At 60.0% G+C, this 13,736-nt stretch carries 12 protein-coding genes; 5 read left to right on the forward strand and 7 right to left on the reverse strand.

Features of this window, described 5'->3' with window-relative positions; genetic code table 11:
• Window positions 1-67 precede the first annotated feature (67 nt).
• The 4 genes from ACYZT0_RS24450 (at window position 68) to ACYZT0_RS24465 (ending at window position 3,447) form a co-directional block, all read left to right on the forward strand.
• Window positions 68-877 (forward strand): MetQ/NlpA family ABC transporter substrate-binding protein, encoded by an 810-nt coding sequence (locus ACYZT0_RS24450; protein WP_462043359.1) that lies wholly within the window; start codon window positions 68-70, stop codon window positions 875-877.
• Window positions 878-879: 2 nt separating this feature from the next.
• Window positions 880-2,001, forward strand: coding sequence for a methionine ABC transporter ATP-binding protein (locus ACYZT0_RS24455; protein WP_462043360.1), 1,122 nt, complete (start codon window positions 880-882; stop codon window positions 1,999-2,001).
• Window positions 1,991-2,635 (forward strand): methionine ABC transporter permease, encoded by a 645-nt coding sequence (locus ACYZT0_RS24460; protein WP_462043361.1) that lies wholly within the window; start codon window positions 1,991-1,993, stop codon window positions 2,633-2,635. Before ACYZT0_RS24455 ends, ACYZT0_RS24460 begins: the two co-directional genes overlap by 11 nt.
• Before the next feature lie 185 nt (window positions 2,636-2,820).
• Window positions 2,821-3,447, forward strand: coding sequence for a class I SAM-dependent methyltransferase (locus tag ACYZT0_RS24465; protein ID WP_462043362.1), 627 nt, complete (start codon window positions 2,821-2,823; stop codon window positions 3,445-3,447).
• Window positions 3,448-3,562: 115 nt separating this feature from the next.
• Here ACYZT0_RS24465 and ACYZT0_RS24470 read toward each other — a convergent pair whose 3' ends face one another.
• From ACYZT0_RS24470 to ACYZT0_RS24480, 3 genes are read right to left on the reverse strand one after another with little or no spacing between them, the layout of a single operon-like run.
• The gene (locus ACYZT0_RS24470; protein ID WP_462043363.1) at window positions 3,563-6,616 is read right to left on the reverse strand and encodes an efflux RND transporter permease subunit; all 3,054 of its coding nucleotides are present in this window, start codon (window positions 6,614-6,616) and stop codon (window positions 3,563-3,565) included.
• The gene (locus ACYZT0_RS24475; RefSeq protein ID WP_462043364.1) at window positions 6,613-7,680 is read right to left on the reverse strand and encodes an efflux RND transporter periplasmic adaptor subunit; all 1,068 of its coding nucleotides are present in this window, start codon (window positions 7,678-7,680) and stop codon (window positions 6,613-6,615) included. The genes ACYZT0_RS24470 and ACYZT0_RS24475 overlap by 4 nt, the downstream gene beginning before the upstream one ends.
• Window positions 7,677-8,780, reverse strand: coding sequence for an efflux RND transporter periplasmic adaptor subunit (locus tag ACYZT0_RS24480; RefSeq protein WP_462043365.1), 1,104 nt, complete (start codon window positions 8,778-8,780; stop codon window positions 7,677-7,679). The genes ACYZT0_RS24475 and ACYZT0_RS24480 overlap by 4 nt, the downstream gene beginning before the upstream one ends.
• Window positions 8,781-8,962: 182 nt before the next feature.
• On the opposite strand from ACYZT0_RS24480, the gene ACYZT0_RS24485 reads away from it, so the two are divergent.
• The gene (locus ACYZT0_RS24485) at window positions 8,963-10,123 is read left to right on the forward strand and encodes an AAA family ATPase (protein ID WP_462043366.1); all 1,161 of its coding nucleotides are present in this window, start codon (window positions 8,963-8,965) and stop codon (window positions 10,121-10,123) included.
• Window positions 10,124-10,305: 182 nt separating this feature from the next.
• Here the strand turns inward: ACYZT0_RS24485 and ACYZT0_RS24490 are convergent, their stop codons facing one another.
• The 4 genes from ACYZT0_RS24490 to ACYZT0_RS24505 are packed head-to-tail and all read right to left on the reverse strand — an operon-like array spanning window position 10,306 to window position 13,268.
• The gene (locus tag ACYZT0_RS24490; RefSeq protein WP_462043367.1) at window positions 10,306-11,187 is read right to left on the reverse strand and encodes a transporter substrate-binding domain-containing protein; all 882 of its coding nucleotides are present in this window, start codon (window positions 11,185-11,187) and stop codon (window positions 10,306-10,308) included.
• Entirely contained in the window at window positions 11,184-11,966 is a 783-nt protein-coding gene (locus tag ACYZT0_RS24495) for an amino acid ABC transporter ATP-binding protein (RefSeq protein WP_462043368.1), read from the reverse strand. Before ACYZT0_RS24495 ends, ACYZT0_RS24490 begins: the two co-directional genes overlap by 4 nt.
• Window positions 11,963-12,622: an amino acid ABC transporter permease gene (locus tag ACYZT0_RS24500; RefSeq protein WP_462043369.1), complete on the reverse strand. Its 660-nt coding sequence runs from the start codon at window positions 12,620-12,622 to the stop codon at window positions 11,963-11,965. The genes ACYZT0_RS24495 and ACYZT0_RS24500 overlap by 4 nt, the downstream gene beginning before the upstream one ends.
• On the reverse strand, window positions 12,603-13,268 hold the full coding sequence (locus ACYZT0_RS24505; RefSeq protein ID WP_462043370.1) for an amino acid ABC transporter permease: 666 nt from the start codon (window positions 13,266-13,268) through the stop codon (window positions 12,603-12,605). The genes ACYZT0_RS24500 and ACYZT0_RS24505 overlap by 20 nt, the downstream gene beginning before the upstream one ends.
• Window positions 13,269-13,736: the final 468 nt, after the last annotated feature.

The raw sequence follows: 13,736 nt of genomic DNA on the forward strand, positions 1-13,736 counted from the left end.
GCGTCCATTGAGGCGTTCCCACGCGGAGCGTGGGAACGATCGTCTTAACTTGACTGGAAAACTCATCATGACCAAGAAACTCTTAACCCACCCAGTCAAAGCACTGGCCCTGGCCCTCGGCCTTTTCAGCTCCGCCACCTTCGCCGCCGACGGAGCGTTGAAAGTCGGAACCACCGCCGCCTTCGCCATTCCCCTGGAGGCCGCCGTCGAAGAAGCCAAAAAACAGGGCCTACAAGTCGACTTGGTGGAGTTCAGCGACTGGATTGCGCCCAACGTCAGCCTCGCCGCCGGTGACATCGACGTAAATTACTTCCAGCACATCCCGTTCCTGGAAAACGCCAAGGCCGCCGCCGGTTTCGACCTGGTGCCGTTCGCACCGGGGATCATCAACAACGTCGGCCTCTACTCGAAGAAATACAAAAGCTTCGACGAACTGCCAGAAGGCGCCAGCGTGGCGATCGCCAACGACCCGATCAACAGTGGTCGTGGTTTGCAACTGCTGGCCAAGGCTGGACTGATCACGCTCAAACCGGGTGTCGGCTACAAAGCCACCGAAGAAGACATCACCGCCAATCCGAAGAAGATCAAAATCCTTCAGGTCGAAGCCGTGCAACTGGTACGCGCCTATGACGACGCCGATCTGGTCCAGGGCTACCCGGCCTACATTCGCTTGTCGAAGACCTTCGATGCTGGCTCTGCCCTGCTGTTCGACGGCCTCGACCACAAGGAATACGTGATCCAGTTCGTGATCCAGCCGAAAAGCAAAACCGACCCGCGCCTGATCAAGTTCGTCGACATCTACCAGCATTCGCCGGCCGTTCGTGCAGCGCTGGATAAAGCCCACGGCAAGCTCTATCAAGCCGGTTGGGAAAGCTGAACATGACGGCCGCGATCCAACGGCGACCGGAAATTCCGGAGCCTCAGAAAGCTGAACACAACAAACTGCACCCGGACCTGAATCGCGCCCACGTGCGCTTCATCGGCCTGGGTAAAACCTACAACGGTCAACAAGGCCCGGTCGCGGCGCTGCACGGCATCGACCTGGCGATTCAGCGCGGCGAGGTGTTCGGCATCATCGGCCGCAGCGGCGCCGGCAAATCGTCGCTGATCCGCACCATCAACCGCTTGGAACAACCGAGTACGGGTCGCGTGCTGATCGATCAGGTCGACATCGGTGAATTCGACGAAGACCGCTTGGTGGCGCTGCGTCGGCGCATCGGCATGATCTTCCAGCACTTCAACCTGATGTCAGCCAAGACGGTTTGGCAGAACGTCGAGTTGCCGCTGAAGGTGGCCGGTGTGCCGAAGGAAAAACGCGAGCAAAAAGTCCGCGAATTGTTGGAGCTGGTGGGCCTGCAAGAGAAGCACAAGGCCTACCCGGCGCAGCTTTCCGGTGGGCAGAAACAGCGCGTCGGCATCGCCCGCGCCTTGGTGCATGACCCGGCGATTCTACTGTGCGACGAAGCCACTTCGGCGCTGGACCCGGAAACCACGCAATCAATCCTCGGCCTGCTGCGCGAGATCAATCAGCGTCTGGGCCTGACCATCGTGCTGATCACTCACGAGATGGCGGTGATTCGCGATATCTGTGATCGGGTCGTCGTGCTGGAACACGGGCGCATCGTCGAGCAAGGGCCGGTCTGGAAAGTCTTTGGCAACCCGCAGCACGAAGTCAGCAAAACCTTACTGGCGCCGTTGCAACACGGTTTGCCGGAAGAACTGAAAAGCCGTTTGCGTGTGCAGCCGCAGTCTTCGGATGACGCGGTGGTGCTGCGACTGCAATTCACTGGAGCGGCTCACGAGGAGCCTGATCTGGCGGCGCTGTTCAGCGCGCTCGGCGGTCGCGTGCGCTTGCTGCAAGGCGGCGTGGAACGAATTCAGGGCCATGCGCTCGGGCAACTGCTGCTGGCGGTGACCGGCTCGTCCCTCGGTGCAGAGGAACTGCGCCAACGCGCCGGCAACTGGGCGCAACAGGTGGAGGTGCTGGGTTATGTGGTTTGATCGTTTGCTGCAAGGCTTCATCGACACCTTCCTGATGGTCGGCGTTTCATCATTGATCGCGCTGCTGGCGGGCATTCCGCTGGCGGTGATCCTGGTCACCAGCTCCAAGGGTGGGATCTATCAAGCACCGGCGCTGAACCGCGCATTGGGCGCGTTCGTGAACCTGTTCCGCTCGATTCCGTTTCTGATTCTGATGGTGGCGTTGATTCCGTTCACCCGGCTGATCGTCGGCACCACGTACGGTGTCTGGGCCGCCGTGGTGCCGCTGACCATCGCTGCCACGCCGTTCTTTGCGCGCATCGCCGAAGTCAGTTTGCGGGAGGTCGATCACGGGTTGATCGAAGCCGCGCAAGCGATGGGTTGCCGACGCGGGCACATCGTCTGGCATGTGTTGCTGCCTGAGGCGCTGCCGGGGATTGTCGGCGGTTTCACGATTACGTTGGTAACGATGATCAACTCGTCGGCCATGGCGGGGGCGATTGGTGCCGGCGGGTTGGGCGACATCGCTTATCGCTACGGCTATCAGCGCTTTGATAGCCAGATCATGTTGACGGTGATTGTGTTGCTGGTGGTGTTGGTGGCGGTGATTCAATTGGGTGGGGATCGGTTGGCTCGGGGGCTGAATAAGCGCTGAGTCGGGCTCAAGTCATTGGTCGTCAGTGATATCGCTTTCGCGAGCAGGCTCGCTCCCACTGTTGATCGCGTCCGCTTGGACAACTCGGTCGAATGTGGGAGCGAGCCTGCTCGCGAATGGCTGCGAAGCAGCCACCGGCACCTTGGCGTATATTCGGCGAACTCACATTGCCTGCGCAGCCGACCATGAAACAGACTCCCACCGACCTCGAGCAGATCACTGCCACCACACTGGGCCATTACAACTCGGTGGCCGAAGATTTTCGCGAAGGGACTCGCGATCACGATGTCAGTCAGAACATTGATGCGCTGCTGCGGCATATTCAGGGCAAGGCGCCGTTCGAGGTTCTGGATTTTGGCTGCGGGCCGGGGCGTGATTTGCAAACCTTCACGCGCATGGGCCACACCGCTGTCGGGCTTGATGGCTCGGAAAAGTTTGCGCAGATGGCGCGCGAAGACAGTGGTTGTGAGGTGTGGCAGCAGGATTTCCTGAAACTTGATCTGCCAGCTGAGCGCTTCGACGGGATATTTGCCAATGCGGTCTTGTTTCATATTCCGCGTCAGGAGTTGCCTCGGGTGTTGAAGGAATTGCGCGGGGCTTTGAAGCCGGGTGGGGTGTTGTTCAGTTCCAATCCGCGTGGCGAGAATCAGGAGGGGTGGAATGGGCCGCGGTATGGGGCGTATCACGATCTTGAGGCGTGGCAGCACTTGCTGACGGCGGCGGGGTTTGTGGAGTTGGAGCATTACTACCGGCCGGCGGGGTTGCCGCGGGAGCAGCAACCTTGGTTGGCGAGTGTTTGGCGTAAAGCTTGAACATGATCGTTCCCACGCTCCTGCGTGGGAATGCAGCCAGTGACGCTCTGCGTCACAGCCGCAGGGACGCGGAGCGTCCCGGGAGGCATTCCCACGCAGAGCGTGGGAACGATCATTACGCAGCGTCTTTCTTCGGCTCCCGAATTTTGTACCAGGCGACGTAAAGCGCCGGCAAAAACAGCAACGTCAGCAACGTCGCAATAATAATCCCGCCAATCATCGCGTAGGCCATCGGCCCCCAGAACACTTCCCGGGCGATCGGAATCATCCCCAGGCTCGCCGCCGCTGCCGTCAGCAGAATCGGTCGGCGACGATGTTCCGTGGCTTGCACCACGGCATCCCACGATGAATGACCGTCTTTCTCCAAGGTGTCGATCTGCGTCACCAGAATCACCGAGTTGCGGATGATGATACCGATCAGCGCCAGAATCCCGAGAATCGCCACAAAGCCCATTGGCGTACCCGTCGGGATCAGCGCCAGCGCCACGCCGATCAAGCCGAGCGGCGCGACGCTGGCCACCAGGAACAGCTTCTGCACGCTGTGTAGCTGGATCATCAGGAAGGTCGCCATCAAAAACAGCATCAACGGCACGACCTTGGCAATCGGCCCTTGGGCCTTGCCGCTTTCCTCAACCGTGCCGCCGGTGGCGACCTTGTAGCCCACCGGCAAACTGGCGGCGAATTTGTCGATGTCCGGTTTGAGCTGCTTCACCAGGTCGGTCGGCTGAATCTCGTCGCGCACCGCAGCCTTGATGGTGATCGTCGGCTTGCGGTCGCGGCGCCAGACCAACGGTTGCTCAAGTTCATAGCGCACGGTGGCGAAAGCCAGCAGCGGAATCGACGTGCCGCCCGGCGTGACGATCTGCAAATTCTGCAGGGTTTCCGGGGTGCCGCGTTCCGCGTCTTCGGCACGACCCACCACGTTGATCAGGTAGATATCGTCGTCGACCTGCGTCACCGGCGCACCCACCACGATGCTGTTCATCAGGTTGGCGACGTCTTCCGACGACAGTCCCAACTGCCGTGCCTTGTCCTGCGCGATGTCGATGCGCAGGACTTTGCCCGGTTCGTTCCAGTCGTAAATGATCTCGCCAATGTGCGAGTTTTTATCCAGTTCGGTGGCCAGGGCGATGGCGTGCTTTCGTACCTGATCGACGTCTTTGCCGCTGACCCGGTACTGAATGGGCCGACCCACCGGCGGGCCCATTTCCAGTGCCTGAACATAACTGCCGATGCCGACGAAGTCCTTGCGCAGTCGCTCACGCAGGCGCTGGCTCAGGGCCGTGCGCGACTCCAGGCCTTTGCTGACGATGATCAATTGCGCGTAGTACGGGTTCTGCAATTGCTGGTCGAGGGGCAGGTAGAAACGGATCGCACCTTCGCCGATGTACGTGCTCCAGCGCACGATGTCCGGGTCGCCCTTGAGGGTTTCTTCGAGCTTGTCCACAGCCTTGCGGGTCTCGGCGATCGAGGCGTTTTGCGGCAGGTTCAGGTCGACGAGGATTTCCGGGCGGTCCGAGGACGGGAAGAACTGGCTCTGCACAAACTGCATGGAAAACACCGACGCCACGAACAGTGCAATGGTGATGCCGATCGCCCACCAGCGATTGCGCATGGCCCAGAGCATGCCGTAATTGAACGCCCGACCGATGCGCCCCGGTTCTGCATCGTGAGGTTTTACGTTGGCGCTGAGGATGTGCACGCCGATCACCGGGGCGAACAGCACCGCGACAATCCACGACACGATCATGGCCACCGCGATCACCGCGAACAGCGTGAAGGTGTACTCGCCGGCCGAGCTGGCGTTCAGGCCGATGGGCACGAAACCGGCCACCGTCACCAACGTACCGGTGAGCATCGGGAACGCTGTCGAGGTGTAAGCGAACGTGGCCGCTTGCTCCTTGGTCTCGCCCATTTCCAGGCGCGTGACCATCATCTCGACGGTGATCATCGCGTCGTCCACCAACAGGCCGAGGGCGATGATCAGGGCGCCGAGGGAGATCCGTTGCATGGTGATGCCGCTGTATTCCATGAAGACGAAGACCATCGCCAGCACCAGCGGAATCGAGCAGGCGACCACCAATCCGGCGCGCACACCGAGGCTGATGAAGCTGACGATCAGCACGATCACCACCGCTTCGAACAACGCGCTGGTGAAGCCGCCGACGGCTTTTTCCACCACTTCGGCCTGGTCGGAAACCGTGTGCACACCGACGCCCACCGGCAAGTCCGCGGTCAGGTCGGTCATGCGCTGGTGCAGCGCTTTGCCGAACACCTGGATGTTGCCGCCCTTCTTCATGGCGATGGCCAGGCCGATGGCGGGATGGCCGTTAAAGCGGAATTCCGGTGTCGTCGGGTCGACATAGCCACGGCTGATCTCGGCGACATCGGCCAAGCGGTAGAAGCGGTCGTTGAGTCGCAGGTTGACGTTGGCCAGGTCTTTCTCGGAGGCGAACTGCCCCGACGTCCGCACGGAAATCCGCTCGGGACCGGCTTCGATCACCCCGGCCGGGGTCACCGCGTTTTGCGATTGCAGGCTCTGCACCACCTGACGCTGATCGATGCCCAGCGCCGCCAGTCTGCGGGTGGAGAAGTTCAGGTAGAGGACTTCGTCTTGCTCGCCGACCATCTCGACCTTGCCCAGCCCCGGTACTTCGCGGATCTCGGCGCGGACCTGCTCGACGTAATCGCGCAACTGACGCATCGACAAACCATCAGCGGTAAAGGCGTACACCGAGCCGAACACGTCACCAAATTCGTCGTTGAACCCCGGCCCTTGAAGTCCTTTGGGGAAGTCGCCACGAATGTCGTTGATTTTCTTGCGCACCTGGTACCAGATTTCCGGAATGTCTTTGGCACTGGTGGTGTCACGCAAGTTAACGAAGACCGTTGACTCGCCGGGGCGGGTGTAGCTTTTCACGTAGTCGAGCGAATCAAGTTCTTCGAGTTTTTTCTCGATGCGGTCAGTGACCTGCTTGAGGGTTTCTTCCTGAGTCGCGCCCGGCCAGCGGGTCTGAATCACCATGGTTTTGATGGTGAACGACGGGTCTTCCTCACGGCCGAGGTTCAAGTACGAAAACACGCCCATCAGCAGCGCAACGAACATCAAATACCAGACAAACGACTGATGCTTGAGGGCCCATTCGGATAAGTTGAAACTCCCTTTCATTGCGGGCTGTCCTCATCGATTTTCACTTTTTGCCCAGGTTTCAGGCTGTTCACACCCGCACTGACGACCCGCTCACCCGATTTCACACCGTCGGCCAGCACCACTGTGCTGTCAGTGCGGCTGATCAGGCTGACGTCTCGCGGGGCAACGGTTTGCGTCTGCGGATCGACGACCCAGATTCGCGATTTGCCATCCACCTCTTGCAGTACGCTTACCGGCAATTCGATGCGCGATTTGATCGCAGAGCTGAGGGTCACGCTGATCGCCGTACCGAGGCGAAAACCCGGTGGCGTGTCAGTCAGGCTCAGACGGGCGCGACGGGTGCGGGTCGCGCTTTGGGCCTGGGGTTCGATTTCGCGAACGATGGCGGTGGTGGTAATGCTCGAGTCCAGTTGCACGGCGACTTGAAACACCACATCCGCCGGCAACTGGTCGACCAGCGAGTCGGGAAGGTCGATCACCGCTTCCTTGATGTCCGGCTGCGCCAGGGTCACCACTTGCTGGCCGGCGGTCACCACTTGCCCGGCTTCGGCGTTCCACGCGGTGACGATGGCTTTGTGGTCGGTGCGCAGTTCGACGTAATCGAGTTGGTCCTTGGCCTGGTTGACCGCTGCCTTGGCCTGATCAAGGGACGCCTGAGTGGTTTTGAGATCGGTTTGGGCGATGTCCAGTTGTGCCTGCGCGCCGACCCCGCGATCGAACAGTTCCTGCTGGCGTCGGGCGTTGGCCTGGGCATTGATCAACTGCGCCTGCACTCGGGCCAGATCGCCCTGGGCCGAGCGCAACTGGTTTTGCTGGTCAGTGGGGTCGAGTGTTGCGAGCAAGGCACCCTTCTCGACTTCGGCACCGACATCGACGTTACGGCTGGCGATTCGGCCCGGCACCCGGAAGCCGACATTGCTTTCATAACGGGCCTGGATGCTGCCGGCGAAGCGGCCAAGATTTTCCTCGTTCAGGGCCTGGACCTTGAAGGACAACACCGGGCGTACAGGCTCCGGAGGCGGTTCTTTTTTCGAGCAGGCCGCTAGGATCACACCGGCGAAAACCAGCAATAGACGCTTCATGGCTGGGCTCCCGCGGCTAAATCCTTATAGGTGTTTTCGGCAATTTCCACCTTCACACCGGGGTGCAGTAACTGGCCGCCGGCGACGACAACTTTTTCGCCGCCCTTCAAGCCGGCACTGATGATCACTTTGCCAGTCAGGTAGCGACCGACAGTGACGGTGTGCAGCTGTGCCTTGCCCTCATCGTCCACCAGCCACACGGCCGGGTCGCTGAGGTTTTTGGTCAGCGCAGACCAGGGCAGTTCGACCGCCGATTTGCCCGGCGTCTTGGCCGTGGCACTCACCACCGAGCCGAGCTGCATCCCTTCCGGCAGACTGTTGAGAGTGACTTTGACCTGCACTGTGCCGGTCTGCGCGGAGACGGCCGGGGTGATTTCCCGAACGGTGCCGGTGGTTTTGATAGCCGGGTTGTCGAGCAGGCTGACCACGATCGTTTTATCTTCCGGCGCCTCAGCCAGCAGCGATTCGTAGACGTTGAACACGGCGTCGCGCTCACCGTCCCGGGCCAGGCTGAAAATCGGCACCGTGGCCTGCACCACTTGGCCGACTTCGGCCTGTCGCGCGGTAATCACCCCCGGCGCGTCGGCGACCAACGCGGTGTAGCTCAATTGTTCACGGGCATTGGCCAGTTGCGCCTGGGCAGCCGTCAGGGCGCTTTGGCTGCTGCGCAAGGCGGCTTGGGCGGAATCGTATTCGCTCTGGCTGGTGTAGCCCTTGGGCAGGAGTTTTTGCTGGCGAACGAAAGCGGCAGCGGTCTGTTTGACTCGGGCCTGCTCGGCGACGACCTGTGCCTGAGCTGAGTCGACGTTGGTTTGCAAGTCCTTGGGATCGAGCTTGGCCAGCACTTGTTTGGCCAATACCCGGTCACCGACATCGACCATGCGCTGGATGATCTTGCCGCCAACGCGGAACGACAATTCAGTCTGGACTCGCGCCTGAACATCGCCGGTGAGTGTCACAGACGCTGCGTAATCAGCCGATTTGACCTCTTGCACAAACACCCGCGGCCGGTCCTTCTCGACCGGTTCTTTATCGCCACAAGCGCTCAGCAGGATAAGGAGGCTCAGGCCAACCATTGTTTTCAACCCGGGACCCACCATGCAGACTCCTTTGCGTTGTACGGACGTGCCAATGGCGATACGACTACGAGCTTAGAACAGGGTTCCACCTTCGCCCGCGCTGATAGGTATTTCCTTCTACAGGAGTTGCAGATAGTTCCTACAAGTTAAATTCGCCAACGCGGTTATCCTGATGCGTTTCGGGGCCACAGAGAAAGTCCTTTATGCTCAAAACCCTCGCGGTGGCCAATTACCGCTCGATCAATAAATTGGTGATTCCGCTGGGCCGGTTGAACCTGATCACGGGTCCCAACGGCAGCGGAAAATCCAACCTCTACCGCGCGTTGCGCCTGCTGGCGGAAACCGCTCAGGGCGGCGTGGTCAATGCATTGGCCCGCGAGGGTGGGCTGGATTCGACCTTCTGGGCCGGCCCGGAAAACATCAGCCGGCGCATGCGTAATGGCGAAGTCCCTATCGAAGCGACCGTACGACACGGCGCCAAACGCCTGCGCCTGGGGTTTGCCGGGGAAGATTTCAGCTACTCGATCGCGCTGGGCCTGCCGGAGCCCACACAGTCGTACTTTTCCCTCGACCCGGAAATCAAAAAAGAATGCATCTGGTCCGGGCCGTTCTATCGTCCAGCCAGCCTGTTGGTAGACCGTAACGGCCCGATGATCCGCGCCCGGGTCGGTCGTGGCTGGGAAGTGCTGGCCCAGCACACGCCTAATTTCGACAGTTTGTTCGATCAGGTCGGCAGTTTTCGCACCTCGCCGGAAGTCTTGCAGCTTCGCGAGTTCATCCGGCGCTGGCGGTTCTACGATCACTTTCGCAGCGACGCCGACGCGCCCGTGCGCCAGCCACAACTGGGCACCCGCACGCCGGTGTTGCACCACGATGGTCGGGACCTGGCGGCGGCGTTGCAGACGATTCGCGAGATTGGCGATCCGCAGGCCTTGCAGACGGCGATCAGTGACGCCTTCCCCGGCGCGACGCTGAACATAGCGCCGTTGCAGGGTGGACGGTTTGCGATCGAGTTTTACCAGGAAGGATTGTTGAGACCATTGTCGGCGGCCGAGCTGTCGGACGGAACGTTGCGTTATTTGCTGCTGGTCGCGGCACTGCTGACGCCTCGGCCGCCGACGCTGATGGTACTGAACGAGCCGGAAACCAGTTTGCATCCGGATCTGCTGCCGGCTTTGGCGAGGTTGATTATTCGCGCGTCGGAGCAGTGTCAGGTGTGGGTGGTGTCCCATGCTCGACGGTTGATCTCGGCGTTGCAGGAGGATCTGGAGTGCAATTGCATTGTGCTGGAGAAGAATCTCGGCCAGACCGGGATTGTCGGGCAGCGAATGCTGGATGAGCCGGCTTGGTATTGGCCCGACTAACCCCCTCCGATCATTCCCACGCTCTTGTGGCGAGGGAGCTTGCTCCCGCTGGGGTGCGCAGCGACCCTAAAACCTGAGTATGCGATTTGTCTAAAGTAACGCATCGATAGGTTTACGGCTGCTGCGCAACCGAGCGGGAGCAAGCTCCCTCGCCACAGGTGGGAACGATCATCTCAGGCTCATCACCCCTGCCACTTCCCACCCTCAACAATCACGCTCTCAGGCTTGGTGTCTTCGCTCAGTTCCTTACGCACGTACTGGTCGTAAAGCTTCAGCAGATACTTCTCTTCACCCAGCTTCGCCAACTCGGCATTCACCCAATCACGCAATTCGATATTGCCCTTCTTCACCGCCGGCGCAATCGGCGCTTCGGCGCCCAACGTCTGGGTCAGTACGCGATAGCCAGGGTTTTGCTTGGCCCAGCTGAACAGCACCAGGTTGTCTTGCGCATAGGCATCACCACGACCGTTGGCCAACGCTTGCAGAGACTCGGAATTTTTCTCGAATTTCAGCAGTTTCCAGTCCGGATGGTTCTTCGTCAGCCAGATATCAGCCGTGGTGCCGGTGGTCACGATGGTGGTGCGAGTGGCGAGGTCATCCAGGTTTTTCACCGAGCTGGCCTGAGGTACCAGCGCCTGTACCGCGACTTTCAGATTCGGATTGGTGAATTCCACCGCCTCCTTGCGCTCCGGGGTGACGGTCATGTTGGCCAGGATCAGATCGACCTTGTCGCTTTGCAGAAACGGAATCCGGCTCGCCGGTTCTACCGCGACGAACTCGACTTTGTTCTCGTCGCCCAGCAAGTCCTTGGCAAACTGACGGCCGATGTCGGTATCGAAACCGACGTAACGCCCGGCCTCATCGACGAAACCAAACGGCGGCTTATCGGTAAAGACGCCCACGAGCAGCTTGTCCCGCGCTTTGATTTTTTCCAGGTAACCGGCTGGAGCGGTGCTTTCGCTGGCGACTTTCGGCTTTGGCGGTTCTTCGGTTTTATTGCAGCCGGACAGCAGCGCAAGGCCGAACAGTGGGAGTAGCAGCAGAGAAGACGTGGCAGTTTTCATGGCAGTTCCAGTTCCTTTGTTTGAGTCGTTTTGGGTAGTGCGGCGACGTAGGAGAACTTCTCCAGGAACTGCTGCGCTCGTGCGGTTTGCGGGTTCGTAAAGAAAATCTCGGGAGGGTTTTGCTCAAGGATTCGCCCGGCATCCATGAACACAATGCGGTCAGCCACGGCGCGGGCAAACGCCATTTCGTGAGTGACGATCAACAGGGTCATGCCCTCACGGGCCAGGCCCTGGATGACTTCCAGCACTTCCTTGACCATTTCCGGGTCGAGGGCGGCGGTGACTTCGTCGAAGAGCATGACCTTTGGGTTCATGCACAGCGAACGGACGATGGCGATGCGTTGCTGCTGGCCGCCGGAGAGCTGACGCGGGAAGGCGTCGCGCTTGCCCGAAAGGCCCACGCGTTCCAGCAAGGCTTCGGCCTGGGCGCGGGCTTCGCGGCGGTTGCGTTTCTGCACTTTGACCGGGCCGAGCAGCAGGTTGTCGAGCACGCTCATGTGCGGAAACAGGTGGTAACTCTGGAACACCATGCCGATCTGCTGCCGCACTTCACGCCAGTCGGTGCCTTTGTCCAGCAACTCACGCCCGGCAAAATTCAAGCTGCCACTGTGGGCGACTTCAAGACCGTTGAGGCAACGCAGCAAGGTGCTTTTTCCGCAGCCGCTGGGCCCGAGGATGACGATCACTTCGCCCGGTTTAACGTGCAGGTCGATGCCGTTGAGCACCTGTTGCTCACCGAAAAACTTGTTGAAACCCTTGAACTCGATCAATGCGCTCATGCTTGCGTCCAGCGCCGCTCCAGCACGCGCGAGGCGGCCGACAGCGGGTAGCAGATGAAAAAGAAAAACAGGAAAAGAGCGCCGTAGATCAGCACTGATTCGTAGGTGCGTTCGATGATTTGCTGGCCGACCTTGATTACGTCCACCACACCGATCAGCACCGCCAGGGAGCTGGTTTTTATGATCCGCGTGTAGACGTTGATGGTCGGCGGCGTCATGCGCTTCAGCGCTTGGGGCAGCAGCACGTAGCCGTAGAGTTGCGGCCCGTTCAAGCCGATCGACAGCCCCGCCTCACGCTGACCGCGAGGCAACGAGTGCAACGCACCGCGCACCACTTCGCCGACTTCGCTGGCGCCCCACAGCGACAACACCAGCACCGCGCACCAGAAGCTCGGAACGCTCAGGCCAAAGAAAATCGGCAGACCAAAGAACAGCAAATACAGCCAGACCAGCACCGGGATCGCCCGGAACAATTCCAGATAGACCCGCAGGATCGCGTTCAACACTTTCGAATTCAGTGTGCGCAACACGCCGTAGAGCACGCCGCCCACGGTGCTGATGGCGATGCTCAGGAAAGAAATCGACAGGGTTTGCGCAGCGCCCTTGCCCAATTGCGGCAACGACACCCAGAGCAACTCAAGACCCGAACTGGCCATGCTGGAGCCTCCTTTCCAGACGGCTGAGCAACAGCGACAGCGGCAAAAACAGCAGCACGCAAATCAGCGTCAGCACGGCGAGCATTTCGTAGGTTTTGTAGTAGAGCGCGATGTAGCTTTTGGTGGTGTAGAGAATCTCCGGCACCGCCACCGCCGAGACCACGGTGGTTTCCTTGAGCAGGAAAATGAAATTGGCGAACAGCGACGGCAGGCTGAGGATGCCGGCTTGCGGCAGAATCACGTAGCGCAGCAATTGCCCGTGGGACAGGCCGATGGAGCGGCCGGACTCGAGCTGCGCCTGAGGCACCGCGTCGACGCCGGCACGCAGCACTTCAGTGAGGTAAGCGCCGCCGAGGAAGGTCATGGTGATGATCGCCGCAGCAAAGCCCGAAACCTTGATGCCCAAAGCCGGCAAGGCGAAGTAGACGAAGAACAGTTGAATCAACAGCGGGGTGTTGCGCGCCAGTTCCACATAGAGCCCAACCAGCCGCTGCAGGTAAGGCGTGCGAAACACCAGAATAGTCGCGTTGGTCAGCGCCACCAGCAACGACATACCAATGGCGATAATGCCGACCTGCAGCGTCACGCCCACGGCTTTGAGAAACGCCGGCAAGGTGCTGAGGATGAATGCGTAATCGAAGTTCATTGACCATCCTGGACGCCGCTCGGTAAGCGACGGTGGTGCAGTCCATGGGCAGTGGATAACTGCCCGGCAGGCACCGACTTTAAAGGTATAAAAAGAAGAATTTAAATACCGTTAAAGCATATTGATATCACGCAAAAAACTATCCTGTGGATTTGCTGGGGCAGCGGAAGACGACTATTTTTCTTTGTGCTGTAGGAGGGTTCTTTTTTTCCGATTACCCCTCCAAGGACGGACAACTTTTGGCCAGACTCCCCGGCCGAACCCTCACAAGGAAGAGAAAATGGCTGACGTAAAAGTGCCACAGCGGTTGGATCCGCAGGACATCGTGAAGTTGTTGGTGGCGTTGCACAGAGCGTTGAAGGCCAGGGTGGCCTGAGAGATGTAGATCGTTCCCACGCTCTGCGTGGGAATGCAGCCCGTGACGCTCCGCGTCACTGGACGCGGAGCGACCCTTGAGGCATTCCCACG

The sequence above is a fragment of the Pseudomonas sp. ZS1P83 genome (genome assembly GCF_054897825.1).

Coding starts and splice junctions, on each gene's coding strand:
- ACYZT0_RS24455 (WP_462043360.1), top strand. CDS start 880: ATGACGGCCGCGATCCAACGGCGACCGGAAATTCCGGAGCCTCAGAAA.
- ACYZT0_RS24505 (WP_462043370.1), bottom strand. CDS start 13,268: ATGAACTTCGATTACGCATTCATCCTCAGCACCTTGCCGGCGTTTCTC.
- ACYZT0_RS24485 (WP_462043366.1), top strand. CDS start 8,963: ATGCTCAAAACCCTCGCGGTGGCCAATTACCGCTCGATCAATAAATTG.
- ACYZT0_RS24495 (WP_462043368.1), bottom strand. CDS start 11,966: ATGAGCGCATTGATCGAGTTCAAGGGTTTCAACAAGTTTTTCGGTGAG.
- ACYZT0_RS24475 (WP_462043364.1), bottom strand. CDS start 7,680: ATGAAGCGTCTATTGCTGGTTTTCGCCGGTGTGATCCTAGCGGCCTGC.
- ACYZT0_RS24460 (WP_462043361.1), top strand. CDS start 1,991: ATGTGGTTTGATCGTTTGCTGCAAGGCTTCATCGACACCTTCCTGATG.
- ACYZT0_RS24500 (WP_462043369.1), bottom strand. CDS start 12,622: ATGGCCAGTTCGGGTCTTGAGTTGCTCTGGGTGTCGTTGCCGCAATTG.
- ACYZT0_RS24450 (WP_462043359.1), top strand. CDS start 68: ATGACCAAGAAACTCTTAACCCACCCAGTCAAAGCACTGGCCCTGGCC.
- ACYZT0_RS24470 (WP_462043363.1), bottom strand. CDS start 6,616: ATGAAAGGGAGTTTCAACTTATCCGAATGGGCCCTCAAGCATCAGTCG.
- ACYZT0_RS24480 (WP_462043365.1), bottom strand. CDS start 8,780: ATGGTGGGTCCCGGGTTGAAAACAATGGTTGGCCTGAGCCTCCTTATC.
- ACYZT0_RS24490 (WP_462043367.1), bottom strand. CDS start 11,187: ATGAAAACTGCCACGTCTTCTCTGCTGCTACTCCCACTGTTCGGCCTT.
- ACYZT0_RS24465 (WP_462043362.1), top strand. CDS start 2,821: ATGAAACAGACTCCCACCGACCTCGAGCAGATCACTGCCACCACACTG.